The 23,363-nt window shown below is 73.4% G+C and carries 26 protein-coding genes; 8 read left to right on the forward strand and 18 right to left on the reverse strand.

Features of this window, described 5'->3' with window-relative positions; translation table 11 throughout:
- Positions 1-8: 8 nt before the first annotated feature.
- Genes OHA86_RS07515 through OHA86_RS07530 form a run of 4 tightly spaced genes read right to left on the reverse strand, consistent with a single transcriptional unit; the run spans position 9 to position 4,666 of the window.
- Positions 9-1,022, reverse strand: a complete 1,014-nt coding sequence (locus OHA86_RS07515) for a TIGR03842 family LLM class F420-dependent oxidoreductase (RefSeq protein WP_329173542.1) — start codon at positions 1,020-1,022, stop codon at positions 9-11.
- A gap of 38 nt (positions 1,023-1,060) precedes the next feature.
- A complete protein-coding gene (hydA, locus tag OHA86_RS07520; protein ID WP_329173543.1) occupies positions 1,061-2,467 on the reverse strand; it encodes a dihydropyrimidinase in 1,407 nt (468 codons plus the stop codon).
- Positions 2,464-3,819, reverse strand: a complete 1,356-nt coding sequence (locus OHA86_RS07525) for an aspartate aminotransferase family protein (RefSeq protein WP_329173544.1) — start codon at positions 3,817-3,819, stop codon at positions 2,464-2,466. The genes hydA and OHA86_RS07525 overlap by 4 nt, the downstream gene beginning before the upstream one ends.
- A gap of 4 nt (positions 3,820-3,823) precedes the next feature.
- Positions 3,824-4,666 carry a nitrilase-related carbon-nitrogen hydrolase gene (locus OHA86_RS07530; protein WP_329173546.1) on the reverse strand — a complete coding sequence of 281 codons (843 nt, stop codon included), beginning with the start codon at positions 4,664-4,666 and terminating at the stop codon, positions 3,824-3,826.
- A 359-nt stretch (positions 4,667-5,025) separates the two neighbouring features.
- Between OHA86_RS07530 and OHA86_RS07535 the strand changes: the two genes are divergently transcribed.
- From OHA86_RS07535 to OHA86_RS07555, 5 genes are all read left to right on the forward strand, one after another.
- Positions 5,026-5,745, forward strand: a complete 720-nt coding sequence (locus OHA86_RS07535; protein WP_329173548.1) for a hypothetical protein — start codon at positions 5,026-5,028, stop codon at positions 5,743-5,745.
- A 96-nt stretch (positions 5,746-5,841) separates the two neighbouring features.
- The gene (locus OHA86_RS07540; protein WP_329173550.1) at positions 5,842-6,618 is read left to right on the forward strand and encodes a bestrophin-like domain; all 777 of its coding nucleotides are present in this window, start codon (positions 5,842-5,844) and stop codon (positions 6,616-6,618) included.
- Positions 6,619-6,657: 39 nt separating this feature from the next.
- Positions 6,658-7,221 (forward strand): DoxX family protein, encoded by a 564-nt coding sequence (locus OHA86_RS07545; protein WP_329173552.1) that lies wholly within the window; start codon positions 6,658-6,660, stop codon positions 7,219-7,221.
- Between the two features lie 69 nt (positions 7,222-7,290).
- Complete coding sequence (locus OHA86_RS07550) at positions 7,291-7,647, forward strand: PRC-barrel domain-containing protein (protein ID WP_329173553.1); 357 nt, start codon at positions 7,291-7,293, stop codon at positions 7,645-7,647.
- 48 nt (positions 7,648-7,695) lie between these two features.
- The gene (locus OHA86_RS07555) at positions 7,696-7,863 is read left to right on the forward strand and encodes a hypothetical protein (protein ID WP_329173555.1); all 168 of its coding nucleotides are present in this window, start codon (positions 7,696-7,698) and stop codon (positions 7,861-7,863) included.
- A gap of 53 nt (positions 7,864-7,916) precedes the next feature.
- Here OHA86_RS07555 and OHA86_RS07560 read toward each other — a convergent pair whose 3' ends face one another.
- The gene (locus OHA86_RS07560; protein ID WP_329173557.1) at positions 7,917-9,200 is read right to left on the reverse strand and encodes a hypothetical protein; all 1,284 of its coding nucleotides are present in this window, start codon (positions 9,198-9,200) and stop codon (positions 7,917-7,919) included.
- 161 nt (positions 9,201-9,361) lie between these two features.
- On the opposite strand from OHA86_RS07560, the gene OHA86_RS07565 reads away from it, so the two are divergent.
- The 3 genes from OHA86_RS07565 (at position 9,362) to OHA86_RS07575 (ending at position 11,242) form a co-directional block, all read left to right on the forward strand.
- Positions 9,362-9,847 carry a MarR family winged helix-turn-helix transcriptional regulator gene (locus tag OHA86_RS07565; RefSeq protein WP_329173559.1) on the forward strand — a complete coding sequence of 162 codons (486 nt, stop codon included), beginning with the start codon at positions 9,362-9,364 and terminating at the stop codon, positions 9,845-9,847.
- The gene (locus tag OHA86_RS07570) at positions 9,844-10,401 is read left to right on the forward strand and encodes an isochorismatase family protein (RefSeq protein WP_329173561.1); all 558 of its coding nucleotides are present in this window, start codon (positions 9,844-9,846) and stop codon (positions 10,399-10,401) included. The genes OHA86_RS07565 and OHA86_RS07570 overlap by 4 nt, the downstream gene beginning before the upstream one ends.
- Before the next feature lie 79 nt (positions 10,402-10,480).
- Complete coding sequence (locus tag OHA86_RS07575; RefSeq protein WP_329173563.1) at positions 10,481-11,242, forward strand: hypothetical protein; 762 nt, start codon at positions 10,481-10,483, stop codon at positions 11,240-11,242.
- Here the strand turns inward: OHA86_RS07575 and OHA86_RS07580 are convergent.
- From OHA86_RS07580 to pcaDC, 13 genes are all read right to left on the reverse strand, one after another.
- Positions 11,211-11,963 carry a ZIP family metal transporter gene (locus tag OHA86_RS07580; protein ID WP_329173565.1) on the reverse strand — a complete coding sequence of 251 codons (753 nt, stop codon included), beginning with the start codon at positions 11,961-11,963 and terminating at the stop codon, positions 11,211-11,213. The genes OHA86_RS07575 and OHA86_RS07580 overlap by 32 nt on opposite strands.
- Positions 11,964-12,040: 77 nt before the next feature.
- Positions 12,041-13,021: an SGNH/GDSL hydrolase family protein gene (locus OHA86_RS07585; RefSeq protein WP_443071657.1), complete on the reverse strand. Its 981-nt coding sequence runs from the start codon at positions 13,019-13,021 to the stop codon at positions 12,041-12,043.
- Between the two features lie 296 nt (positions 13,022-13,317).
- Positions 13,318-15,156: a transketolase gene (locus tag OHA86_RS07590; protein ID WP_329182264.1), complete on the reverse strand. Its 1,839-nt coding sequence runs from the start codon at positions 15,154-15,156 to the stop codon at positions 13,318-13,320.
- Positions 15,157-15,308: 152 nt separating this feature from the next.
- Positions 15,309-16,151 (reverse strand): amino acid ABC transporter permease, encoded by an 843-nt coding sequence (locus OHA86_RS07595; protein WP_329173567.1) that lies wholly within the window; start codon positions 16,149-16,151, stop codon positions 15,309-15,311.
- Entirely contained in the window at positions 16,148-16,792 is a 645-nt protein-coding gene (locus OHA86_RS07600) for an amino acid ABC transporter permease (protein WP_329173569.1), read from the reverse strand. Before OHA86_RS07600 ends, OHA86_RS07595 begins: the two co-directional genes overlap by 4 nt.
- Before the next feature lie 13 nt (positions 16,793-16,805).
- On the reverse strand, positions 16,806-17,714 hold the full coding sequence (locus OHA86_RS07605) for a glutamate ABC transporter substrate-binding protein (protein ID WP_329173571.1): 909 nt from the start codon (positions 17,712-17,714) through the stop codon (positions 16,806-16,808).
- Between the two features lie 17 nt (positions 17,715-17,731).
- Positions 17,732-18,472, reverse strand: a complete 741-nt coding sequence (locus OHA86_RS07610; RefSeq protein ID WP_329173573.1) for an amino acid ABC transporter ATP-binding protein — start codon at positions 18,470-18,472, stop codon at positions 17,732-17,734.
- An 11-nt stretch (positions 18,473-18,483) separates the two neighbouring features.
- Positions 18,484-18,735, reverse strand: coding sequence for a TfoX/Sxy family DNA transformation protein (locus tag OHA86_RS07615; RefSeq protein WP_073500133.1), 252 nt, complete (start codon positions 18,733-18,735; stop codon positions 18,484-18,486).
- 276 nt (positions 18,736-19,011) lie between these two features.
- Complete coding sequence (locus tag OHA86_RS07620) at positions 19,012-19,455, reverse strand: DUF6278 family protein (protein WP_329173575.1); 444 nt, start codon at positions 19,453-19,455, stop codon at positions 19,012-19,014.
- Positions 19,456-19,608: 153 nt separating this feature from the next.
- A complete protein-coding gene (locus tag OHA86_RS07625) occupies positions 19,609-20,316 on the reverse strand; it encodes an MBL fold metallo-hydrolase (protein WP_329173578.1) in 708 nt (235 codons plus the stop codon).
- A gap of 103 nt (positions 20,317-20,419) precedes the next feature.
- Entirely contained in the window at positions 20,420-21,199 is a 780-nt protein-coding gene (locus tag OHA86_RS07630; protein ID WP_329173580.1) for an exodeoxyribonuclease III, read from the reverse strand.
- Between the two features lie 52 nt (positions 21,200-21,251).
- The gene (locus tag OHA86_RS07635) at positions 21,252-21,884 is read right to left on the reverse strand and encodes an MBL fold metallo-hydrolase (protein WP_329173582.1); all 633 of its coding nucleotides are present in this window, start codon (positions 21,882-21,884) and stop codon (positions 21,252-21,254) included.
- A 121-nt stretch (positions 21,885-22,005) separates the two neighbouring features.
- A complete protein-coding gene (gene pcaDC / locus OHA86_RS07640) occupies positions 22,006-23,346 on the reverse strand; it encodes a bifunctional 3-oxoadipate enol-lactonase/4-carboxymuconolactone decarboxylase PcaDC (protein ID WP_329173584.1) in 1,341 nt (446 codons plus the stop codon).
- Positions 23,347-23,363: the final 17 nt, after the last annotated feature.

Here is a 23,363-nt window from a genome sequence, read left to right on the forward strand (position 1 = left end):
GACACACCTCACGTCAGAGCGGGGATGATGTGCTCGCCGTACGCGTCGATCGTCGATTCCTTGGCGTCGTGCATGTCGTAGATCGCGAACTGGTCGACGCCCAGGTCGCGCAGGGCCTTGAGCTTGGCCTCGTGGACCGGCGGCGGCCCGATCAGGCAGAAGCGGTCCACGATCTCGTCGGGCACGAAGGCGGTGTCGGGGTTGCCGCTGCGCCCGTGGTGGGCGTAGTCGTAGCCGTGCCGCTGCTTGATGTACGCGGTCAGCTCGTCGGGGACGAGGCCCGAGTGCTCTCCGTAGCGGCCGACCAGGTCGGCGACGTGGTTGCCGACCATGCCGCCGAACCAGCGGCACTGCTCGCGGGCGTGCGCCAGCGCCTCGGGCGAGTCGTCGGCGGTGACGTAGGCGGGGGCGGCGACGCAGACGGTGACGGACGCGGGGTCGCGGCCGGCCGCCTCGGCCGCGGCGCGGACCGCCTTGACCATCCACTCGGTGAGGTAGACGTCGGCGAGTTGCAGGATGAAGCCGTCGGCCCGCTCCCCCGCCATGGCGAGCGCCTTGGGGCCGTACGCGGCCATCCACACCGGCAGCCTGCCGTCCTCGACCCACGGCAGCCGCAGCGCGGTGCCGTCGATCACGGCCTCCCGGCCCTCGGCCAGGTCGCGGATGGCGGTGATGGCCTCGCCGAGCCTGGCCAGGGTGTTGGGCGGACGCCCGGCGACCCGCATCGCCGAGTCGCCGCGGCCGATGCCGCACACCGTGCGGTTGCCGTACATCGAGTTCAGGGTCGCGAAGGTGGAGGCGGTCACCTCCCAGGTGCGGGTGCCCGGGTTGGTGACCATGGTGCCGACGGTGAGCCGCTCGGTGTGGTCCAGGATGCGGCTGTGGATGACGAAGGGCTCCTGCCAGAGCACGGCGGAGTCGAACGTCCAGCCGTGGGTGAAGCCGTTGCGCTCGGCGCGCCGCATCAGCTCGACGACGTCGGACGCGGGCGGGTCGGTCTGCAGCACGAGGCCGAAGTCCATGGCCGCACTCCTTCTGGGTGACGGGGGCTTGAGGGTGCTCAGAGGTACTGACACAGGCCGCGCGGGGTGTACTGGCCGTGTCCTGCCCGGCCGACGTAGGCCTGCCGCTCGATCACCGGGACGCCGCGGGACAGTACGGTCTCCACCCGGCCGGTGAGCCGGCGGCCCTCGTAGGCGGAGTAGTCGACGTTCATGTGGTGGGTCCGCGCGGAGACGGTCTGCTCGGCGTGCGGGTCGTAGACGACCACGTCGGCGTCGGCGCCCGGGGCGATGGTGCCCTTGCGCGGGTAGAGGCCGAACATCCGGGCCGGGGCGGCGCAGGCGATGTCGATCCAGCGGCGGCGGGTGAGGTGGCCGTCCACGACGGCCTGGTGGAGCAGGTCCATCCTGTTCTCCACGCCCGGCAGGCCGTTGGGGATCTTCGAGAAGTCGCCGCGGCCCATCTCCTTCTGCCCGGTGAAGCAGAACGGGCAGTGGTCGGTGGAGACCACCTGGAGGTCGTCGGTGCGCAGCCCGCGCCACAGCGCGGCCTGGTGCTCGCGCGGGCGCAGCGGCGTGCTGCAGACGTATTTGGCGCCCTCGAAGTCCGGCTCGGCGAGATTGTCGGTGGACAGGAACAGATACTGCGGACAGGTCTCGCCGAAGACCGGCAGGCCCAGGTCGCGGGCCGCGGCCAGCTCCGCGACGGCCTGCTCGGCGGATACGTGCACGACGTAGAGCGGCGAGCCGGCCACCCGGGCGAGCTGGATGGCGCGGTGGGTGGCCTCGGCCTCCAGCAGCGCGTGGCGCACCTCGCCGTGGTAGCGCGGGTCGGTCCGGCCCGCGGCGAGCGCCTGCTGCACCAGGACGTCGATGGCGATGCCGTTCTCGGCGTGCATCATCACCAGGCCGCCGTTGTCCGAGGCGCGCTGCATGGCGCGCAGGATCTGGCCGTCGTCGCTGTAGAAGACCCCGGGGTAGGCCATGAACATCTTGAAACTGGTGACGCCCTCCTCCACCAGGAGGTCCATCTCGGCGAGCGTCTTGTCGTTGACGTCGGCGACGATCATGTGGAAGCCGTAGTCGATCGCGCACTGGGCGTCGGCCTTGGCGTGCCAGGCGTCGAGGCCGGCCCGCAGCGAGGCGCCGACACCCTGGATCGCGAAGTCCACGATGGTGGTGGTGCCGCCCCAGGCCGCGGCCCTGGTGCCGGTCTCGAAGGTGTCGGCGGCGGTGGTGCCGCCGAAGGGCATCTGCATATGGGTGTGGGCGTCGACACCGCCGGGGATGACGTACTTCCCCGTGGCGTCGATGACGCGGTCGGCGGTCCAGCCGGCCGCGGCGTCGCTGTCGTGCGCGGCGAGCGCGGCGATCCTGCCGCCCTCGATCAGGACGTCGGCGTGCATCTCGTCGGCGGCGGTGACGACCAGGCCGCCGCGGATGACGGTGCGGGTGCCGGTGCTCATACGGTGGCGCCTTCCGTGCTGCTGTTCTCGGGGGTCTCCAGTGCGGTCTGCGCCGCCTTCAGCGCCGCTTCGAGGGCGGCGGCGCCCTCCTCCGCCTCGGCGACGGTCAGCGACAGCGGCGGCGCGATCCGCAGCACATTGCCGGCCCTGCCGCCCTTGCCGATGAGCAGGCCGTGCTCGCGGGCGGCTTCGAGGACCAGCCCCGCGGCCCGCGAGGAGGGGTCGTCGGTGCCGGGTACGACCAGTTCGACACCCAGCATCAGGCCGCGCCCGCGCACCTCGCGGACCACTCCGAGGCCGGCCCCGACGGCCTCCAGCCTGGCCTTGAGCAGGCCGCCGACCCGGCGCGCGTTGCCCGGCAGGTCGTGGTCGATGAGATAGCCGAGGTTGGCCAGCGCCGCCGCGGTGGTGACCGGGCTGCCGCCGAAGGTGGAGATCGAGTTGGCGGTCAGGCAGTTCATCACCTCGGCGCGGGCCACCACACCGCCCATCGACATGCCGTTGCCGATGCCCTTGGCGAAGGTGAGGATGTCCGGCGGCCCGGCCTTGCCGTGCGCCTGCCAGCCCCAGAAGTGCTCGCCGGTACGCCCCCAGCCGGTCTGCACCTCGTCGGTGATCCACAGGATGCCGTGCCGGTCGAGCACCTGCTTGAAGGCGGCGAACAGCCCGTCGGGCGGCAGCGTGAAGCCGCCGACGCCCTGCACGGGTTCGGCGATCAGCGCGGCGATCCTGCCGCCGGCCTGGCCGAGCACGTCCTCCAGGTCGGCCACGCACGCGGTGATGAATTCGGCGTCCGACAGATGCGCGTACGGCCCGCGGCTGCGCACCCCGCCGTGCACGTACAGCGTCTGGAGCGGGGACAGGCTGGTGGGCGACCAGGCCGCGTTGCCGGTGATGCCGATCGCGCTGAACGAGCGGCCGTGGTAGCTGTTGCGCAGCGCCAGGATCTGGTTGGAGCCGCGGTAGGCCGTCGCCAGGAGCAGCGCCGTGTCGTTGGCCTCGGTGCCCGAGGTGGTGAAGAACACCCGGGCGTCGGGGATGCCGGACAGCCGGGCGATCCGCTCGGCCAGTTCGACGGCCTGGCTGCTCAGATACAGCGTCGAGGAGTGCAGCAGCTTCCCGGCCTGCGCGGCGACCGCGGCGGCGACCTCCGGCAGGGCGTGCGCGGTCATCGTGGTGAGGATGCCGCCGAAGAAGTCCAGGTAGCGGTTGCCCTCGGCGTCCCAGACGTGCCGGCCCTCGCCGTGCGTCAGCTCGATCGGCCGCTCGTAGTACGTGGCGAGCCAGTCGGGCAGCACCGCGCGGTGCCTGGCGTGCAGTGCCGCGTGCGCGTTCGCGGTCTCGGTGGCCATGGGCTCAGGCCTCCGTCAGGTCGCCGTAGGCGTCGGGCCTGCGGTCGCGGTAGAAGGCCCACTGGTTGCGCACCTCGTCGATCAGGCCGAAGTCCAGGTCGCGGACGAGCAGTTCCTCCTTGGTGTCGGAGGCGGTGCCGTCCACGAACTGGCCGCGGGGGTCGACGAAGTAGCTGGTGCCGTAGAAGTCGTTGTCGCCGTACTCCTCGCGGCCGACCCGGTTGATCGCGGCGATGAAGTATTCGTTGGCCACCGCGGCGGCCGGCTGCTCCAGCTGCCACAGATACGCCGACAGGCCGCGGCTGGTGGCGCTGGGGTTGTACACGAGCTGGGCGCCGGCCAGGCCGAGGGCGCGCCAGCCCTCGGGGAAGTGCCGGTCGTAGCAGATGTAGACGCCGATCCTGCCGACCGCGGTGTCGAATACCGGCCAGCCGAGATTGCCCGGCTTGAAATAGTATTTCTCCCAGAAGCCGGTCACCTGCGGGATGTGGTGCTTGCGGTACTTGCCGAGGAAAGTGCCGTCCGCGTCGATGACGGCGGCGGTGTTGAAGTAGACCCCTGGCTGCTCGGCCTCGAAGACCGGGACGACGATGACCATGCCCGTCTCCCGGGCGAGGTCCTGCATCCGCCGCACGGTCGGCCCGTCGGGCACGGCCTCCGCCCAGCGGTAGTGCTCGGCCTCCTGCACCTGGCAGAAGTAGGGGGCGTTGAAGACCTCCTGGAAGCCGATCACCTTCGCACCCTGCGCGGCGGCGGCCCTGGCGTGTTCCTCATGCTTGGCGATCATTGTCTCGGTGTCACCGGTCCAGGTCGCCTGGACCAGCGCGGCACGCACGACATTGCTCATGGCAGCAGCTCCTCTGACGTGACGTCACGCCGGTTCTACGCACGTAGATCCCCGCCGTCCGACGAACGTAAATCCCTCGCCCCACTCTGACAAGGCCCCCGCCGTTACCGCCTGACGTCTCCCATGTTTCGTCCGCGCCCGACCCGTACGGCGCACGGCGGGCGGCGGGCGCGGGGGTCGGCCGGGCCGGATGGCTGGAAGCAGCTCATGGCGCGGGTGGCGCGTTCGAGAGCGCGGCCTTGCGCGGCCGGACCACGGGAGCCGGTGAATCGAACGGCGGCGGGGGGCCGATATGCACTTCCCGCCATAGTCGTCCATTGGGCTGACCAGGTGGGATATCCGCATTTACCGTAATGATCGTGAAAGCCGTACGTCGTACGCGGTGGTGGTCGGCCGCCGCCGGGCTGGCCGCGCCCCTGCTGGTGGTCCTCGCCGGACAGGCGCTGGCGACGCCGCGGCCCGCCCCCGGCGGGGTGGCGGTGACCATCGGCTGCTCCCGCACGGGCGACGCATGCGGGATCTCGGTGGTCGTCTGCGGACCCGGCGGGCGCGTCACGCACGTGGTGCGGCTGGCCGGTTCGCCCCCGCTGCTGCCGCTCGGCCGGCTGACGGTGCGGACCGGCGGCCGGTGCGGGGTGCCGGACCCGCCGGTGACGGTGGCCCCGACGGCGCCGCCGACGACCGCGGCACCGACCGCGGCACCGACGACCGTGCCGCCGCCCACGGCTCCCGGTCCGACCCCGACGGCCGCGCCGAGCGCGGCGCCGGGTGCGGCGCCGACGCCGTCCGGGGCCGCGGCCCCGGCTCCGGTCCCGGCGGGTCCTGTGGCGCGGGGGGTGCACGCCCTGCCGGTCCCTTCCCCGTCCGGCGCGTCCGCCCCGAAGACGCCGCCGCGGCCCGCCGGCCCCTCCCCCGCGGCCCCGGCCGCCACCGCCGGCGCGCTGCCGCCGCTCGCCGACGAGCCGTACGACCGGGGTTCCGGCGACGCCGCGCGCTGGTGGCTGCTGACGATGTCGGCCGTCCTGCTGCCCGCGCTGCTCGCCGCGGTCCCCTTCCGCCCGGCGCGGCGCCGGCGCTAGAAACCACCCGCCCGACCCCTGGGAGTGCCATGTCCACGTTGCCGCGGTACTCGGCAGGGCGCTTGCCGCGAGCCCGCCCGACCCCATGGGAGTGCCATGTCGCCTTACGCCGTCCCCCTGCTGGCCACCCTCGGCGGCGCCGCCTTCGCCTTCTGCCTCGGCCGATTCCTCGGCAGAGGCCGCGTCACGGCAGAAGGGGACTACGGCAGCCAGGCGCTGTCCATCATCGGCGCGGTGCTGCTCAGCTCCTTCATCCTGCTGACCGGCTTCCAGGTCGCCGGCAGCTGGTCGGCGCTCAGCACCGCGCGTTCCGGCACCTACGACGAGGCGCGCGCGCTGACCGACACCTACTGGGCCGCGGGCGGCCTGGCCGCCGCCGACCGCACCACCGTGCGCGGACTGCTGCGGCGGTACACCGCGGATGTCCGTACCGCCGAATTCCCCGAACTGCGCCACGGGCGGACCAGCCCCGCGACCTGGCAGGCGCTGGACCGGGTGCGCGGCGCCGTGCGCGGCGCGGTCGCCGTGCGGCCCGACCAGCAGGCGGCCAAGACCGCGGCCCAGTCCGCGCTGGCGACCGTGTACGAGACGCGCACCGACCGGGCCGCCGCGGCCAAGGCCGGGATACCCCGGATCATCTGGCTGGCGATGGTCGTCTCCGGGTCCTTCCTGGTCGCCTTCCCCGCGGTCCTCGGCCTCACCGCGACGCCGCGCCACCTCGTCGCCCTGTGCTTCGCCGCCGCCGCGGTCGCCTTCGCCATCAGCCTGACCGCCCAGCTCAACCACCCCTTCCGGGAGCCCTTCGGGGTCGGCAGGACGGCTTTCGTCTTCGCCGAGACGCGCTTCGGCCAGATGGACGCACCGCAGCGCTGACCCACGTGTCGGGGCGGCCGGCCGGGGCAGACGGGCGTTATGGCCGTACTGAGGAAATTCGCCCGTCCCCTGCTCGCCTCGGTTTTCGTCAGCGGCGGTTACGCGGCGCTGCGCCACCCCGAGGCGTCGCCGTCCGACGTGACACCGACCGCGCTGCCGTTCGCCGACCGCCTCCGGAAGCTGCCGCAGGATCCCGAGCAGCTGGCCAGGATCACCGGCGCCGTCCAGGTGGGCGCCGGGGCCCTGCTGGCGCTCGGCCGGATGCCGCGGGTGGCCGCGGCTGCGCTGGCCGTCACCCTGGCGCCGGCCGCGCTCGCGGTCGACCCCTTCTGGACGATCACCGACCCCGAGGAACGCGCCCGGCAGCGCGGCCGGTTCTTCGCCGACCTGTCGCTGCTCGGCGCGCTGCTGCTCGCCGCCGCCGACACGCACGGCAAGCCGTCGCTCGCCTACCGCACCAAGAGCGGCGCCCGGCACGCGACGGACGCCGTCGCCGACCGGGTGCACAGGACCGGTGACGGCGTCCACTCCGCGGCGGACAGCCTGACCGGCGGCGTGCGGGACCTCGCCGACGGCGTACGCGCCCGCCTTCCGGTGAACTGAGACGCGCGGTCCGGGGAAGGCTGTGAGTGTGACGCCGGTTCGATCCGGCCGTGCGAAAGGACCAGGAGCATGATCCGTATCGGGGACATCCGCGAGTGGCGGACGCATGACGTCGTCGACCCCGAGGGCCACAAGATCGGCACGCTGGAGGCCGTCTACGTGGACACCAGCACCGACGAGCCCGCGATGGCCACCGTCCAGGTAGGACTGCCCACCCGCCACCGGCTGGTGTTCGTCCCCCTGGACGACGCCCAGGTCGGGCCCGGCTATGTGAAGGTCGGCTACGACAGGGCGCTGGTCAGGGAATCACCGTCCATCGGCACCGACGACGTCCTGCCGGCCGAGGGCGAGCCGGCGCTCTTCAAGCACTACGGCCTTCCCTACCAGCCCGGCGCCAATGGCGAGCGCCAGCTCGCCCGCCGCTGACCCCACGGCTCGCCCGCGCGGCCGACCGGACCGAGGAGGTACCGCGTCATGGTTCTTTTTCTGCTGCTGATCATCGTGGCGATGGTGCTGGGCCTCATCGGCGCGGTCGTCCACGGCCTGCTCTTCCTGCTGATCCTCGGCATCGTGCTCTTCGTCGCCGACCTCGCCTACCTCGGCCGCCGCTGGCGCCGGTCGGGCCGCCGCCCGGTCCGCTAGGACCTGCACGGCAGGCCGTGAGGCCCGCCTCCGGTATCCGCCGGAGGCGGGCCTCACGGCCTGCCGTGGTGCAGGGCGGCGGCGAGGTCGCGGTGGCAGGGCGGGGAGACCCGGGCCGCCGCCGCGAGGAGCAGGTCGGTGAGGGTGGGGCGGGCGCGGGCCACCGCGGCGGCGGCGTCGGCGTTACGGCCGCGCGCGACCGTTTCGAGGAGTTCGCCGGCCTCGGCGGAGCGGCCTCCGGCGTGCAGCAGGTCGGCGACCAGCGCGACATCACCCGCCGCCCGCGCGGCCACCTGGTGCAGCAGGGTGCGCGAGTGCTCCCCCCGCCCGTCCGCGGCGAGGGCGAAGACCGCGTCCGCGACCGGCCGCGGCGGCAGTGCCGCGATCTCCCAGAGCAGCGTCGCCACGTCCGCGGCGAGGCCGGTGCGCTCCAACTCCCGCACCACGTAGGGAATCCGCTCGGCCGGGCCTTCGGCGGCGGCGCTGAGTACGAGGTAGGCGGCGCCGCTCTCCCCCGACTGCCGCAGCCGGCCGAGGCGGGCGGCCTCGGTCCGCGCTTCCGCGGCCCACCGGGGGTCGGCGACCGGGCGCTGCGGCTGCGCGACCGGCTCGGGCGCCCCGGCGAAGCGCGCGCCCCGCGGCAAACGGGCGGCGGGCGCTCCGGGAGCGCCGGGAAGGGCGACCGCCCCGGCTTCGGGCGCGCCCGCGAAGCGTGCCCCGCGCGGCGCGGCGGGCCTGGCCGCCTCCGGCGCGGGCGCCGCCTTGGCGGTCGGCTCGAAGGCCCCGGCGAAGCGCGCGCCCCGCGGTCGCCGTGCCGCGGACGCGGTCTCGGGTTCGGGCGCGGGGGCCGACTGCTCGGGTTCGGGCAGGGCCACGGCGGCGAGCCGCTGGTGCAGGTCCGTGCAGCGCGAGGTGGTGCGGGTCAGCTCGTCACGGGTCCAGGCCAGCGCGTTGGCGCGGGGCGCTGTGGGGTGGTGGGCGTAGGCGCGGGCGGCCTCACGGGCGCGGGAGACCGCCGTCTCGCGGGCCCGGGTGGCCACGGCGAGCCGGCCGCGCAGCCGGGCCTCGGCGTCAGGAGCGGCGTCCTCGGCGGCGAGGGCGGCACGGTGCAGGGCGTACGCCCGTCCCGCCTCGCCGGGATCGACGTCGCCGGCGCCGGAGTTGACCGCGAGGTCGCGCAGCACGGTCCTGACCACGTCCCAGGGCGGCACCTCCAGCCCGGTCTCGTGGGCGCGGGCCGCGCCGGGCTCACGTTGTGCGTACAGCCCGTACCAGCCCGGCCGTTCGCCGAGCGCCGCCACCAAGGACCGGAAGTAGTACGTGAATTCCGCCGCCATCAAACCCTCCCCCGCCACGTGCCGGACCGCTGTCCGTCCGGCATTGGACACCCGGGGCGTTACGGCACTGCTACGGGCTGTTTTCCGGCGGCGACAGAATCGGCAGCCGACTCGACAGGCAAACTTGTAAGTTTTCCTGTTGATCTCTTACGGTGGGCGGTATGCCGACAGCCGATCGCGCACGCACCGCGGACGAGCTGACCACGCTGGTCGCCCAGCTGGCCAGGCGGCTGCGGGCGGTCTCCGCGCAGGCGGAGCTGACCCCCTCGCAGCAGTCGGTGCTGGGACGGCTGGGGCGGGAGGGGCCGGCGACGACGGCCGCGCTCGCCCGCGGTGAGCTGGTCAGACCGCAGTCGATGCGGATGACGCTGGCCGCCCTCCAGGAGCGCGGGCTCGTCGCCCGCACCCCGCACGCCACCGACGGCCGGCAGGTGGTGTTCTCGCTGACGGCCGAGGGCGGGGAGCTGCTCGGCTCCGGCCGGGCGGCCCGCCGCGGCTGGCTGGCGCGGGCGATCGACACCCGGCTCACCCCGGAGGAGCACCGCGCCCTGGCCGGCGCCCTCCCGCTGCTCCGCCGCCTGGTGGAGTCCCCGCAAGCCGACGGCGAAGTTCCGCACCCCTACCCCACAGGAGAGGTCCCCCGATGAGTGTCACCACCCTCGACTCCCGTACCGCCCTGGTCGTCATCGACCTCCAGCGCGGCATCGTCGCCCTGCCGACCGCCCACCCGGCGGACGAGGTCGTCGCCCGCAGCGCGCGGCTGGCCGCCGCCTTCCGCAAGGCGGGCCTGCCGGTGGTGCTGGTGAACGTCACCGGTGGAGCGCCCGGCCGTACCGACGGCGGCCCCGCCGCCGCCCGGGCCTTCCCCGAGGGCTGGACCGAGCTGGTCGACGAGCTGGACCGGCAGCCGTCCGACATCACCGTCTCGAAGCAGCAGTGGGGCGCCTTCTACGGCACCGGCCTCGATCTGGAGCTGCGCCGCCGCGGTGTCACCCAGATCGTGCTGTGCGGGATCTCCACCAGCATCGGTGTGGAGTCCACGGCCCGCGACGCGTACGAGCACGGCTACAACGTCACGGTGGCCACCGACGCGGTGACCGACATGGACGCCGCCGCGCACGACCGCGCCGTCACGACGATCTTCCCGCGGCTGGGCGAGACCGGCGCCGCCGCGGACATCCTGGCGCTGCTCCCGGCCTGACCGGGGGCGGCGGGGGCCGCCCGCGCCACCGGCCCGCACCATAGTCGGCACCGCTCGAACACCGCTACGATGCCGCGCCATGAGCGACGACCTCCGCAATCTCGTCCTTGGCCTGGCCGCGGCCGCCGTCTGCGTGGCGCTCGGCTGGTTCGCCCGCAGCTATCTGTGGCAGCGCAGGCTCCAGCGAAAGCGGCGCTTCTTCGGGCTGCCGAAGGACTCCGAGTGCCTGCTCGTGGTGCCGCGCGACCCGGGTTCGCGCAGCTGGAGCGTGGCGCGGCACGACGCCTTCGCACTCCTTGAGCTGGCCGCGGTGATCAAGGAGTGCGGGGCGCACGCGGAGGTGCTCGCGCACGACACGGCCTGGCAGGGCTTCGGCGCGCGCACCGAGTTCTGCATCGGCGGCCCGGCGGAGAATCTGCGGCTCGGGGCGCATCTGCGGTCGATGCTGCCGGGCATCGAGGTCAACACCGACCCGGCGCCCGGCCCCGAGCAGGGCGCGATCACGGTCGGCGGCGAGACCTACCCGCTGGAGAAGGGCGCCGTCGAGCACGTGCTGCTGGCCCGGCTCGCGGCGGCCGGCGACACGGGCAACGACCGGCCGGTCTTCCTGTCCTCGGGCCAGCGCGGTATCGCCAACCAGGCGGCCGTACGGTATCTGGCCAGGCACCACGGGCGGCTGGCCCGCAAGCACGGGGTGGACGCGACCTTCTGCCTGCTGCTGCGGGTGGTCAATTCCCAGGCGTACGGCTCGGACGTGGTGGAGCTGGTGGCCGATGTCACCAAGGCGGCCACGGCGACGTCCAGGAAGCTCAGTCAGCGAGACCGATCACCAGCCACATGATGCCGGTGCCCGCGACCGTGCACAGCAGCGTGGAACTGGACGGGTGCGGGCTGTGCGCCTCGGGGAGGATGTCGGAGGTCGCAAGGTAGAGCAGGAAGCCGGCGAAGAAGCCCAGGTAGAGGCCGAGCGCGCCGGACGGGATGGTGAAGGCCAGCGTCACGGACGCGCCGACCACCGGGGCGATCGCGTCGGCGGCGAGCAGCAGCTGCGCCCGGCGGCGGCCGTTGCCGTACAGCCGGGTGATCGTGTACGTGTTGAAGCCGTCCGCGAAGTCGTGCGCGACGACCGCGATGGCGACCACGATGCCGACGGTGCTGCCGGCCTGGAAGGCGGCGCCGATCGCGAAGCCGTCCATGACGCTGTGGCCGACCAGAGCCGCCGCCGCGGTGACGCCGATGCCCTTGACGGGGTCGTGCGCGTGCCCGTGGCCGTGCGCGTGCGGGGCGTACTCGCCCTCGTGGGCGCGGTGGATGGCGACCGAGCGCTCGATGATGTGCAGCGCGAGGAAGCCGGCGACGAACATCAGCAGCGCCGCGGGCACCCCGAAGACCACCCGGGGCTGGGTCTCCAGCGCCTCGGGCAGCAGGTCGAATCCGACGACGCCGAGCATCAGCCCGGCGGCGAGTCCGAGGACGAGGTGGCGGCGGTCCCCGACGCGTTGGGCGACGACTCCGCCGACGAGGGTCATCGCGAAGGCGCACGCGGCTATCAGGACCGGCATGGATCGATGATCCATGACGCCGCGCGCCCCCGCGACTCAGGGTCGCCTTACCTCAGGGTGCCCTTACCTGCGACTTCTCAGCGGCGGCTGCCCGAGTCACCGATCCGGGCGGTGACGGCCTGCGCCATGATCGCCTCGCCCTTGGCGTTGGGGTGCGCGGGTGCGGCGGGCGAGGCGGGCACCAGCGGCTCGATCCAGCGGTCGGCGGGCGCCTTGCACATGTCGTGGCCGATGGTCGGCCGGTAGGTGTCGACGTACTCGGCGCCGCCGAGCAGCGCCTCGATCCGCAGCATGGCGTTGAGCTTCTTCTCGGTGTCCCGCAGATACGGGAAGTCGCCGGCCGCGAAGGGCACGGCGGGGAAGCAGCCGACACCGTCGTCGGGCAGCAGGTCGGGGTAGCCGACCACGACGACCCGGGCACGCGGGGCCTGGCGGTGGACGGCCCGCAGCACCTGGGCGATCTTCGGGGCCGTCTTCACGACGTTGACGGTGAGCTGGTCGATGCCGCTCGCCTGGTAGTGCTGCTTGCAGGGACTGCCGGTGGGGGCGGTGACGCTCAGACCCGCGCAGGTGGCGATGATCGAGCCGAAGCCGACGTCATTGCCGCCGATCTGCACGGTGACCAGGGTGGCGTCCCCGGTGACGGCGTCCAGTTGCGGGCCGTTGGTGCCCTGCGCCTGCCACATCTCGGCGGTGGTGGCGCCGCTGCAGCTGACGTCGGCGACGCTCGCGTAGCGCCCGGCGGCGGCGACCAGCGAGGGGTAGTTGCGGTCCGACCTGGCGCAGTTCGCGTCGACCTGCGCGGGTATGGCGGGTCCCGAGGTGTAGGAGTCGCCGAGCGCCACGTAGTGGACGGCCGGCTTGCCGTGCTGGGGACGGTGCTGCGGGCCGGGGTGGGCGGCGGCGGGGGTGACGGCCGCGGCGGTCAGCGCGAGGGCCCCGCCGAGGGCCGCGGCGCCCAGGCCCACTGCCCGGCGGCGCACCGGCGCGGGCCGCTCGGGCACCGCCGCCCCTGTGACCGCGCTCCTGCTGCTGCCCGTGCCAAACCTGGCGGCCATGAGGCCCCTCCCCTGCGTCGACGCTGACGTCGGTCAAGGCTCAGGGGCGCGGAGGGCGCTGTCAATGGGCCGGACGCCACCGCGCCGCCCGGCGTTCACGCGGCCGGAACAGCCCCGCGCCGCCCGGCGGTCACTTCGCGTGCGGCCGAGCGGCGCGGGCGGGCGGGGCGGGGCGCGGGCGGCTCGGACGCGCACCGCCCGGGTGGCTCGGGTGGATCAGGTGACTCGACCGCCCAGGTCGCCCAGGTCGCCCAGGTCGCCCAGGTCGCTCAGCTCGCTCAGCTCGCTCAGCTCGCTCAGCTCGCGACGAGCTTGCGGGCGGCGGCGGCGATGGACGGGGCGCTGATGCCGGCCGCGTCCAGCTGCTCGGCGGGGGTCGCGGAGCCCGGCATGGTGTGGACGGCGAGCCGGGTGTGCCGCGGGGTGGGGTGGCCGTTGCCGAAGGACTCCATGACCGCGTCGGCGAGGCCGCCCTCGGGGTGGTGGTCCTCGACGATCACGAACCGCCCGGTGTCCGCGGCGGCGGTCCGCAGCGTCTGGGTGTCGACCGGCTTGACCGAGTAGAGGTCGATCACCCGGGCGCGGATGCCGTCCGCGACCAGCTGGTCGGCGGCGGCCAGCGCCTCGTGGACGGTCACGCCGGCGCCGATCAGGGTGACCTGGTCGTCCTGGTGGGAGCGCAGCACCTTGCTGCCGCCGATCGGGAAGGCGTCGTCGGGCCCGTAGATCACCGGACCCTCGCCGCGGGTGGCCCGCAGATAGCTGATGCCGGGCCGGTCGGCCATCGCGGTGACCAGCTGCACGGTCTGGTTGGCGTCGCAGGGGTAGAGCACGGTGGTGCCGTGGATGGCCCGCATCATCGCGAGGTCCTCCAGCGCCATCTGGGACGGGCCGTCCTCGCCGATGGCGACGCCCGCGTGGGTGCCGACCACGTTGATCGCCGAGCGGCTGATCGCGGCCATCCGCAGGAAGTCGTGGGCGCGGGTCAGGAAGGCCGCGAAGGTCGACGCGTAGGGCTTCCAGCCGCACACCCCGAGGCCGACGGCGGTGGCGATCAGCTGCTGCTCGGCGATGTAGCACTCGATGTAGCGCTCGGGGTGGTCGGCGGCGAAGAGCTGCGCCTTGGTGGAGTCGCCGACCTCGCCGTCGAGCACCGCGATGTCGTCGTGCAGCGAGCCGAGCGCGGCGAGCGTCTCGCCGAAGGCGGTACGGGTGGCCACCGGGTCGCCGCCGGTGGCGTAGCGCGGCAGGGCGGTGTGCGGGTCGCCGCCGCCCCGCTTGGGCGGCTGAGCGTCGTGCGGCGGGTGCACCTCGACCCGCAGGTCGCGCCGGCCGCCCAGCTCCCGTACGGCCTCGTCCGGGTCGGGCAGCGGCTTGCCGTGCATGCCCTCGCGGTCCTCGACGGCGGTCACGCCCCGGCCCTTGCGGGTGCGGGCGATGATCGCGGTGGGGGCGCCGCGGGTGGTGCGGGCGGTGCTCATGGCCCGGTCGACGGCGTCGATGTCGTGGCCGTCGACCTCCACGGTGTGCCAGCCGAAGGCGCGGATCCTGCGGGCGTAGGCGTCCAGGTCCCAGCCGTGCCGGGTGGGGCCGCGCTGGCCGAGCCGGTTGACGTCGATGATCGCGGTGAGGTGGTCGAGGCCCTCGATGCCGGCGTGCTCGAACGCCTCCCAGACCGAGCCCTCGGCCATTTCGCTGTCCCCGCAGATCACCCAGGTGCGGTAGGGCAGGTGGTCGAGCCGGCTGCCCGCGAGGGCGACGCCGACGCCGATGGGCAGGCCCTGGCCGAGCGATCCGGTGGCCACGTCGACCCAGGGCAGCCGGGGGGTGGGGTGGCCCTCCATCCGGCTGCCGAGCTTGCGGAAGGTGAGCAGCTCCTCGTCGGTGATGGCGCCCACGGCCTTGTAGGCGGAGTAGAGCAGTGGCGAGGCATGGCCCTTGGAGAGGATGAGGTGGTCGTTGCCGGGATGGCCGGGCCGGTCGAAGTCGTAGTGCAGGTGCCGGGCGAGCAGCACCGCCATCAGGTCGGCGGCGGACATCGAGGAGGTGGGGTGCCCCGATCCGGCGGCGGCCGCGGCCCGGACCGCGTCGACCCGCAGCTGCTGGCCCAGCTCGGCGAGGTCGGCGTCGCTCATGACCGGGGTGTGGGTGGTGGTGTCGTCCATGGCCGTCTCTTTCCTCGCGGGTCGGTCCGTCCCTGCCGTGCGGCTGCCCGACCGCGGGTCGGACAAACCGGGATTGCGTCCCACCCGTCACCCTCCGCCATGTCCGGCGGGTCGGCCAGCGCTCAGATCTCCTCGGGCAGGTCCTCGGTCACCGCGACGCCCTTGGCCCTGGGGCTGCGCCGCTCGTGCTTGGCGATCAGGTTGGCGCACCACGACAGCAGCATGCACATGCCGATGTAGACCGGCGCGATCACCATGACCACCGGGATGAACGGCAGGTCGTAGTCCAGATTGGTGGCAATGAGCTTTCCGGAGTACAGAAGCTCCTGGTAGGTGATGAGATAGCCGAGCGAGGTGTCCTTGAGCGCCACCACCAGCTGGCTGATGATGGCCGGCAGCATGGCCCGGGCCGCCTGCGGCACCAGCACGTGGGTCATCACCTGGGTCTTGCGCATCCCCAGCGCGTAGGCCGCCTCGCGCTGGCCGCGCGGCACCGCGTTGACCCCGGCGCGGAAGACCTCGGCGAGCACCGAGCCGTTGTAGAGGGTCAGGCCGATGATCAGCGCGAGCATCGGGTCCAGCTTGAGCGCGATGAAGATGAAGAAGATCATCACCAGCAGCGGCATCGCCCGGAAGAACTCCACCACCAGCGTGCTCGCCCAGCGCACCACCCGGTGGTCCGACAGCCTTCCGGCGGCGAAGACCACCCCGAAGACCAGCGAGGCGAGCGCCGCCCAGCCGAAGGCCTTGAGGGTGTTGGCCAGACCTGTCAGCAGCAGCCGCTGGATGCCCGCGTAGGTGAACGGGCGCCATTTGACGGCCGCGAACTGCCCGGTGTCGACCAGCCGGTAGACGATGAAGCCGATCAGCGCGGCCAGCAGCAGGCCGCTGATCCACGCGTACAGCCGGTGCCTGGCCAGCGCCCTGGGGCCCGGGATGTCGTAGAGGGCGCTGCTCCCGGTCACCCGGCCACCCCGAACTTCCGCTCCAGCAGGGCGAAGATCCCGGCCAGGCCGAGCGTGACGATGAGATAGCCCACCGCGATCCACACAAAGGTCCACACGATGCTGTAACCCAGTTCGTTGAGCGGTTTGTAGGTGCCGAGCAGTTCGGTGACCGAGAAGGAGCCGGCGATGGCGGAGTTCTTGGCCAGCGCGATCAGGGTCGAGCCGATCGGCGAGATCACCGCCCTGGCCGCCTGCGGCAGCACCACAAGTGACAGCGTCTGGGTGAAGGACATCCCCAGGCTGCGGGCCGCCTCCCCCTGCCCGAGCGGCACGGTGTTGATCCCGGCCCGCACCGCCTCGCAGATGAAGGCCGAGGTGTACGCGCCCAGCGCCAGTACGGCGAAGACCATGAAGGGCAGCACGACACCGAACCGCGGGAGGCCGAGCAGCACCGCGAAGAACAGCAGGGTCAGCGGGGTGTTGCGGAGCACCGTCACCCACACCGTGCCGAACACCCGCAGCGCCTTGACCGGCGCCACCCGGAAGCCGGCGATCAGCACCCCGACGGCCAGCGCGAGGGCGCCGGCGAGCAGGGTGAGCTGGACGGTGCCCCACAGCCCCTTTCCGTAGAGCGAGAAGTTGTCGGTCAGTACGCTCACACGCGTCGCCCCCTCAGTAGCGGTCCACCGGCGGCGGGGTGGGCGCGGGCACCCCTGACAGGCCGAGGGTGGCGTTGTAGGCCCGCTTCCAGTCGCCGTTGCGCTCGTGGGCGACGATGGCGTCGTCCAGCGCGGACCGCAGCGCGGTGTCGCCCTTGGACAGGCCGATCCCGTAGGGCTCCTTCGAGAACGGCTTGCCGACCACCTTCAGCTCCTTGGGGGCCTTGGCGGCGTATCCCAGCAGGATCGAGTCGTCGGTGGTCACCGCGTCGACCTGGAAGGTGAGCAGGTTGTCCACGCACACCGAGTACGTGTCATAGGTGACCGGCTTGGCCTTCGGGTAGTCGGCCTCGATACGCTGGATGGAGCTGGAGCCGGCGGCCGAGCAGACCTTCTTGCCGTCCAGGTCGCGCGGGCCGTTGATGTCGTGCTCGTCGGTGCGCACCAGCAGGCCCTGCCCGGCCAGGTAGTACGGGCCGGCGAAGCCCACCTGCCGTTTGCGCAGCGCGTTGATGGTGTAGGTGCCGACGTAGAAGTCGATCTGGCCGTTGCCCAGCGAGGTCTCGCGGTTGGCCGAGGCGATGGCCTTGAAGCTGATCCGGCCGGCGGGGAAGCCCAGCGAGGCGGCCGTCATCCGGGCGATCTCGATGTCGAAACCGGAGTACGTCCCCGTGGCGGGGTCGCGCTCGCCGAGGTAGGGCTGGTCGTCCTTGACGCCGACGACGAGCCGGCCGCGGCGGTGGGCGCGGCTCCAGGTGGGCGAGGCGGGCAGCGAGAAGCCGGTGTCCACGTGGTAGGCGGGCAGGTCGGCGGCCCGCGGCCCCTTGACCGGCGGGCTGCCCGGCCGGCCGCAGCCGCCGGCCAGGGCGAGGGCGGCCAGCACGGGCAGGAGCGCGGCGGCGAGCCGGGCGGTACGGCGCATCAGGGTCCCGTGGCCGGTCAGTGGTGGAGGATCTTGGACAGGAAGTCGCGGGCCCGGTCGGTCCGCGGGTCGGTGAAGAACTCCTCCGGCACCCGGTCCTCGATGATCTGCCCGTCGGACATGAAGACCACCCGGTCGGCGGCGGACCGCGCGAAGCCCATCTCGTGGGTGACCACGACCATCGTCATGCCCTCCTCGGCGAGTTGCTGCATCACTTCCAGCACCTCGTTGATCATCTCGGGGTCGAGGGCCGAGGTGGGCTCGTCGAAGAGCATCGCCTTGGGGTCCATGGCCAGCGCGCGGGCGATGGCCACCCGCTGCTGCTGACCGCCGGACAGCTGGGCGGGCAGCTTGTCCGCCTGCGCCGACAGGCCGACCCGGTCCAGGAGTTCGCGGGCCTTGCGCTCGGCGTCGGCCTTGGAGCGGCGGCGCACCTTCAGCGGCGCCAGCATCACGTTGTCCAGCACGGTCCGGTGGGCGAAGAGGTTGAAGGACTGGAAGACCATGCCGACGTCGGCGCGCAGCCGGGCCAGTGCGCGGCCCTCGGCGGGCAGCGGCAGGCCGTCGACGGTGATGGTGCCCGACTCCACCGGCTCCAGCCGGTTGATCGCCCGGCACAGGGTGGACTTGCCGGACCCCGAGGGGCCGATGATCACCACCACCTCGCCCCGGCCGACGGTCAGGTCGATGTCCTTGAGCACATGGAGCCGGCCGAAGTGCTTGTTGACACCGCTGAGGACGATCAGTGGTTCCGGCATGCCCGCGGCGGTCAGCCGAGCACGCGGTGGACGAGCGTGTCGCGTTCGGTCTGCGGGATCGCGGTCCAGCGCATGCCGCGCAGGGCGCCTTCGAGGGCGAGCAGGGTGTGGGTGCAGGCGTCGTCCGGCAGGTCGGGGCGGATCTTCTCGAAGGCCCTGCCTGAGCCCAGCCGGCGCAGTTCGCCCGCGTCGTCGACGCCCGCGCGGCGCAGACGGTCGGCGAGCACCGCCCCGATGTTCGGCAGCTGCTGTAGGGAGTCCACGTGGTGCCTCCGGTGCCAGGCTGATGGGTGGGTCAAGGGAACGTCTGACGCCATCATGCACATATGCCGTGCCGCAGCCGGGCGACCACGCCCCTGACACGCCCTGGCCTGACCCCTCCGTACTGCGCGGACCACTGATTCGGGTGACGGCGCGTCACCCGATGGACGCAGCCGCCCCTTCGCCGCTTTTGTCGCGCTCCTCCCCCGTCCCAGTGCCTCGCCGCTGCCGCGGTGCCGCGCCGTCTCGGTCCTCCGCCGTCTCGGTCCTCCGCCGTCTCAGTCCTCCGCCGTCTCCGCCAGCACCTGGGACAGTTCGGGGCTGCCGTTCTCGGCCCAGGCGTGGCCCAGTTCGACGGTGTCGATCTCGCGGCCGGTCGCGAGCCGCACCACGGGGCTGCCGTTGGGCGACACCTCCCAGCCGGCGCCGGGCACGGTACGGACGATGACGGTGCCGAGATAGAGGCCCGCGTCATTGCCGAGCCGGTCGAGGGCCTGCTCCTCCTCGTCGCGCCAGCTGGGCACGAGTTGGTCCAGCGCGCTCAACGAGGCGGCGGAGTCGTCGAGTTCCACCCCGTCCTCGGCCGCGCGGTCACGCAGCAGCTGGCATTCGCCGAGGAGTTCGGCCAGCGTCTCGGGGTCGGGCCGGCCCCCGTCGCCGAACACGGCGAAGCGGGCCGGGACATGCCGCTGGCGCCACCGGGTGATGAGAGGGATGTCCATCTCCCCAGCCTGGCACCGCATCCGGCGGTCCGATACCAGGCGCGCGGCTCACAGCACGTATACGCCGCCGGACGCACCGTCCATACGCGCGCCGCCGCCCGGCCGCGGTCGGTCCGGCCGAAGTCGGTCCAGCAGCGGTCGGTCCGGCCGCCGTCAGTCCGGCAGCGCCTCCGCGGCCGCCCGCAGTGCCGCGGCCGCCCCGCCGGCGATCGGGTCCCCGTGGCCGAAGCACGCCACGTCCACGTCGAGCGCGGCGAGCCGGCGGAAGGAGCCGAGCGCGCGGGCGGGGTCGCTGTTGAACACCCCGGGCATCGTCCGGCCCTCGACGTTCGCCGCCGTGTCGCCGGTGAAGAGCACCCGCGGCCCCGGCAGGTACACCGCGATGCTGCCGTCGGTGTGCCCCGGCACCCACACCGCCTCGGCGCCGCCGCCGAAGCCGAGCGGGTCGCCGTCCTCCACCGCGCGGTCGACGGCCACCGGCGGGGCGGGCGGCAGCGGGGGCAGGCTGTCGAACAGGGCGCGCTCCCAGTCGCTGAACACCGGCGGCGCCCCCGCCGCCTCCCCCCGGACCACGGGCGCCTCCAGCCGGTGCGCCAGGACTTCGACGCCGCCCCAGGCGCGGATCTCGGCGGCGGACCCGGTGTGGTCGTGGTGGAAGTGCGTCAGCACCACCTGCCGGAGGTCCGCCGGATCGCGGCCGAGGCAGCGTACGGCGGCGGCGATGTCCTCGCCCGCGCCCGCGACGCCCGTGTCGATCAGGGTCAGCCGGTCGGCGTCACCGTCGGTGTCGGCCCACAGATAGGCGGCACCGACCGGGAAGCGCAGCATATGCAGGGTCGGCAGCAGCTCGACGATCTCCATACCGGGACCGTAGCCCCGGCGCGGACCCGAGACGGCCGCGGTTCGCCGACAGCGCACCGGAGGGCGTCACCGGTACGGGGCGGCGCTTCCCGAGGGCGGCCCGTCAGGTGTCGAGGTCCACCACGACCGGGGCGTGGTCGGAGGCGCCCTTGCCCTTGCGCTCCTCGCGGTCCACATACGCGTCGGCGACCGCCTTGCCGAACGGCTCGTTGCCGTACACCAGGTCGATGCGCATGCCGCGGTTCTTGGGGAAGCCGAGCTGGCGGTAGTCCCAGTAGGTGAACGGGTGGTCGTACTTCAGCGGGCGCGGCACCACGTCGGTCAGGCCGGTGCCGCGCAGCGCGGCCAGGGCCTCGCGCTCGGGGGCGGTGACATGCGTCGCGCCCTCGAAGACCGCGATGTCCCAGACGTCCTGGTCGGTCGGTGCCACGTTGTAGTCGCCCAGGACCGCGAAGGGGCGGTCGCCCGCCGCGTCCTCGGCCACGGCGGCGCGCAGTGCCTCGAACCACTGGAGCTTGTAGGCGTAGTGCGGGTGGCCGACCTCGCGGCCGTTGGGCACGTAGACCGACCAGAGCCGCACCGGGCCGCAGGTCGCGGACACCGCGCGCGGCTCCTGCACGTCCTCGTACGCCGGGCCGCCGGGCAGGCCCTTGACCACGTCGGTCAGGCCCACCCGGGAGATCAGCGCGACGCCGTTCCACCGCCCGTCGGCGTTGACCGCCGCCTCGTACCCCAGCTCGCGCAGCTCGTCGTACGGGAACTGCTCGTCGCTGCACTTGGTCTCCTGCACGCACAGGACGTCGGTGCGGCTGCTCTCCAGCCAGCCGAGCAGCCGGGGCAGCCGGGCGGTGATCGAGTTGATGTTCCAGGTCGCGATGCGCATGCCCACCAACCTAGCGGCTGGGTACGACAGCGGGCCGTACGCCCCGGCCGGGTCAGGCGGCGGTGCCGTCGCCCGGCGCGAGCCGCAGGTGGTCGGCGCCGCTCAGACCGCTCAGCTGGCTGTCGTAGATCGGCCGGGCCAGGTCGGTCAGCAGCGCGTCGTGCACGTCGACGGCCCGCCGCGGCTTGACCTCGCGGACGTAGTCGATCACCTCGGAGAGCTTGTTCCAGGGCGCCTGCACCGGCAGCAGCAGGGTGTCCACCGGGTGCCCGGGCACGGTGAGGGCGTCACCGGGGTGGAAGACGGCGCCGTCCACCAGGTAGCCGACATTGGTGATCCGCGGCAGGTCCGGGTGGATGATCGCGTGCAGCTCGCCGTGCACCTGTACGTCGAAGCCCGACGCGGTGAAGGTGTCGCCGTGGCCCACGGTGTGCACCCGGCCGGGGAAGGCGGCGCTGAGCTGGTCGGCGACGCTCGCCAGCGTCCACAGCTCGGCCGCCGGGTTGGCTTCGAGGCCGGCGAAGATCCGCTCGGGGTCGAAGTGGTCCGCGTGCTCATGGGTGACCAGGATGACGTCGGCACCGACCGCCGCGTCCTGCTCGCTGAAGGCACCGGGGTCGATGACGAGCGTCATCCCGTCCTTCTCCATCCGGACGCAGGAGTGCCTCTTCTTGGTCAGCTTCACTGGATTCCACCCTCGCCGGTACGCGTCGGTCGGACTCTCGGTACCCAGGGGCGCAGGGGCGCCCCCGGGGTGTGGCTTCCTGCGCCGCCGCGCGGAGCGGCGGCGCCCGTATCCCATCCTGCTACGGATGCCCGCCGGTCTCCTGTTCGACCACGGTGCGTGCCGCCGCCAGTGCCGCCCGTGCGGCCGGCAGGCCGCAGTAGACCGCGGTGTGCAGCAGCACCTCCTCGATCTCGGCAGGGCTCAGCCCGATCCGCAGCGCGCCCCTGACGTGGTCGGCCAGCTCGCCGAGCTGGCCGGTCGCGGTGAGCGCGGTGAGCGTGACACAGGCGCGGGTGCGCCGGTCGAGACCGGGTCTGGCCCATATCTCGCCCCAGGCGTACCGGGTGGCGAAGGCGTCGAAGCCGCTGCCGAAGCCGTCACCGGGGGCCGCGGGCCGGTCGGTGCCCGCGCTGTCGCCGATGACCTCGCTGCGGATGCGGGCGCCCTCGGCGAGCCGGTCGGGCGTCGCGGACGCCGGGATGCGGGCGGGCGGTACGGGCGGCACCGGGGGCGGGGGCTGCGGCACCGCGGCGGGGGCGTGGTCGTGCAGGACGGTGCCGAAGTGGGTGGCCAGCAGCTCGCCGACCGCGGCCGGCTCCTCGACGGGCGCGAGGTGGCCGGTGGCGGGCACCACGGCGAGCCGGGCGTCGGGGATGCCGGCGACCAGCAGCCGGGCGTCGGCGGGCGGCGTCTCGGTGTCGTCGGCGCCCGCGACCACCAGGGTGGGCACCCCGATGCTGCCGAGCGCCTCGCGGATGTCGAAGGCCGCCAGCGCCTCGCAGGCGGCCACGTAACAGGCCGGGTCGGTGGTGGCGACCATCTGCACGGCCCAGTCGGTGATCGCCGGCTGGGTGGCCAGGAAGGCGTCGGTGAACCAGCGCTTCGGGCCGGCCTGCGCGGTGCGCTCCAGGCCGTTGGCGCGCACCACGACCCCGCGCTGCCGCCAGGTGTCGGCGGTGCCGAAGCGGGCGGCGGCCGACACCAGCGCGAGCGCGGCGACCCGGTCGGGCCGCAGCAGCGCGAGCCGGGCGCCCACGGCCGCGCCGAGCGCGCAGCCGGCGTAGCCGAAGGTGTCGATGCCCTCGTCGTCCAGCACGGCGAGCAGCCGCCGTGCCAGGTCGTCGACGGAGGACGCGGGCTCGGCGGGCGCGCCGCCGTGCCCGGGCAGCTCGTAGCGCAGCACCCGCCAGTTGGCGGCGAGCACCGGCAGTTGCCGGTCCCACATGTGCCAGGTCGCGCCCAGGGCGGGACCGAGGACGAGCACGGGTGCGCCGTCGGGGCCGTCGAAGCGGTACTGCAGCGGCGGCGCTCCTGCGTACATGTCGTCCATGTCGTCGTAGTCGGCCATACGGTCGGCCGGCCGGCCGCCCGCGTAGTCGGCTGCGGCGCCGAAGGGCGCGTCGGTCGTCAGCTCGCTCATCGCTTCACGCTACCGAC

The sequence above is a fragment of the Streptomyces sp. NBC_01477 genome (assembly GCF_036227245.1).
GTDB lineage: Bacteria > Actinomycetota > Actinomycetes > Streptomycetales > Streptomycetaceae > Actinacidiphila.

Bases quoted from the DNA above. Each gene is read 5' to 3' on its own strand.
- OHA86_RS07525 (WP_329173544.1), bottom strand. From the start codon at position 3,819: ATGGCCACCGAGACCGCGAACGCGCACGCGGCACTGCACGCCAGGCAC.
- OHA86_RS07625 (WP_329173578.1), bottom strand. From the start codon at position 20,316: ATGGAGATCGTCGAGCTGCTGCCGACCCTGCATATGCTGCGCTTCCCG.
- OHA86_RS07630 (WP_329173580.1), bottom strand. From the start codon at position 21,199: ATGCGCATCGCGACCTGGAACATCAACTCGATCACCGCCCGGCTGCCC.
- OHA86_RS07570 (WP_329173561.1), top strand. From the start codon at position 9,844: ATGAGTGTCACCACCCTCGACTCCCGTACCGCCCTGGTCGTCATCGAC.
- OHA86_RS07575 (WP_329173563.1), top strand. From the start codon at position 10,481: ATGAGCGACGACCTCCGCAATCTCGTCCTTGGCCTGGCCGCGGCCGCC.
- OHA86_RS07560 (WP_329173557.1), bottom strand. From the start codon at position 9,200: ATGGCGGCGGAATTCACGTACTACTTCCGGTCCTTGGTGGCGGCGCTC.
- OHA86_RS07610 (WP_329173573.1), bottom strand. From the start codon at position 18,472: ATGCCGGAACCACTGATCGTCCTCAGCGGTGTCAACAAGCACTTCGGC.
- OHA86_RS07545 (WP_329173552.1), top strand. From the start codon at position 6,658: ATGGCCGTACTGAGGAAATTCGCCCGTCCCCTGCTCGCCTCGGTTTTC.
- OHA86_RS07530 (WP_329173546.1), bottom strand. From the start codon at position 4,666: ATGAGCAATGTCGTGCGTGCCGCGCTGGTCCAGGCGACCTGGACCGGT.
- OHA86_RS07550 (WP_329173553.1), top strand. From the start codon at position 7,291: ATGATCCGTATCGGGGACATCCGCGAGTGGCGGACGCATGACGTCGTC.
- OHA86_RS07555 (WP_329173555.1), top strand. From the start codon at position 7,696: ATGGTTCTTTTTCTGCTGCTGATCATCGTGGCGATGGTGCTGGGCCTC.
- pcaDC (WP_329173584.1), bottom strand. From the start codon at position 23,346: ATGAGCGAGCTGACGACCGACGCGCCCTTCGGCGCCGCAGCCGACTAC.
- OHA86_RS07590 (WP_329182264.1), bottom strand. From the start codon at position 15,156: ATGAGCGACGCCGACCTCGCCGAGCTGGGCCAGCAGCTGCGGGTCGAC.
- OHA86_RS07515 (WP_329173542.1), bottom strand. From the start codon at position 1,022: ATGGACTTCGGCCTCGTGCTGCAGACCGACCCGCCCGCGTCCGACGTC.
- OHA86_RS07585 (WP_443071657.1), bottom strand. From the start codon at position 13,021: ATGGCCGCCAGGTTTGGCACGGGCAGCAGCAGGAGCGCGGTCACAGGG.
- OHA86_RS07580 (WP_329173565.1), bottom strand. From the start codon at position 11,963: ATGCCGGTCCTGATAGCCGCGTGCGCCTTCGCGATGACCCTCGTCGGC.
- OHA86_RS07565 (WP_329173559.1), top strand. From the start codon at position 9,362: ATGCCGACAGCCGATCGCGCACGCACCGCGGACGAGCTGACCACGCTG.
- hydA (WP_329173543.1), bottom strand. From the start codon at position 2,467: ATGAGCACCGGCACCCGCACCGTCATCCGCGGCGGCCTGGTCGTCACC.
- OHA86_RS07605 (WP_329173571.1), bottom strand. From the start codon at position 17,714: ATGCGCCGTACCGCCCGGCTCGCCGCCGCGCTCCTGCCCGTGCTGGCC.
- OHA86_RS07620 (WP_329173575.1), bottom strand. From the start codon at position 19,455: ATGGACATCCCTCTCATCACCCGGTGGCGCCAGCGGCATGTCCCGGCC.
- OHA86_RS07540 (WP_329173550.1), top strand. From the start codon at position 5,842: ATGTCGCCTTACGCCGTCCCCCTGCTGGCCACCCTCGGCGGCGCCGCC.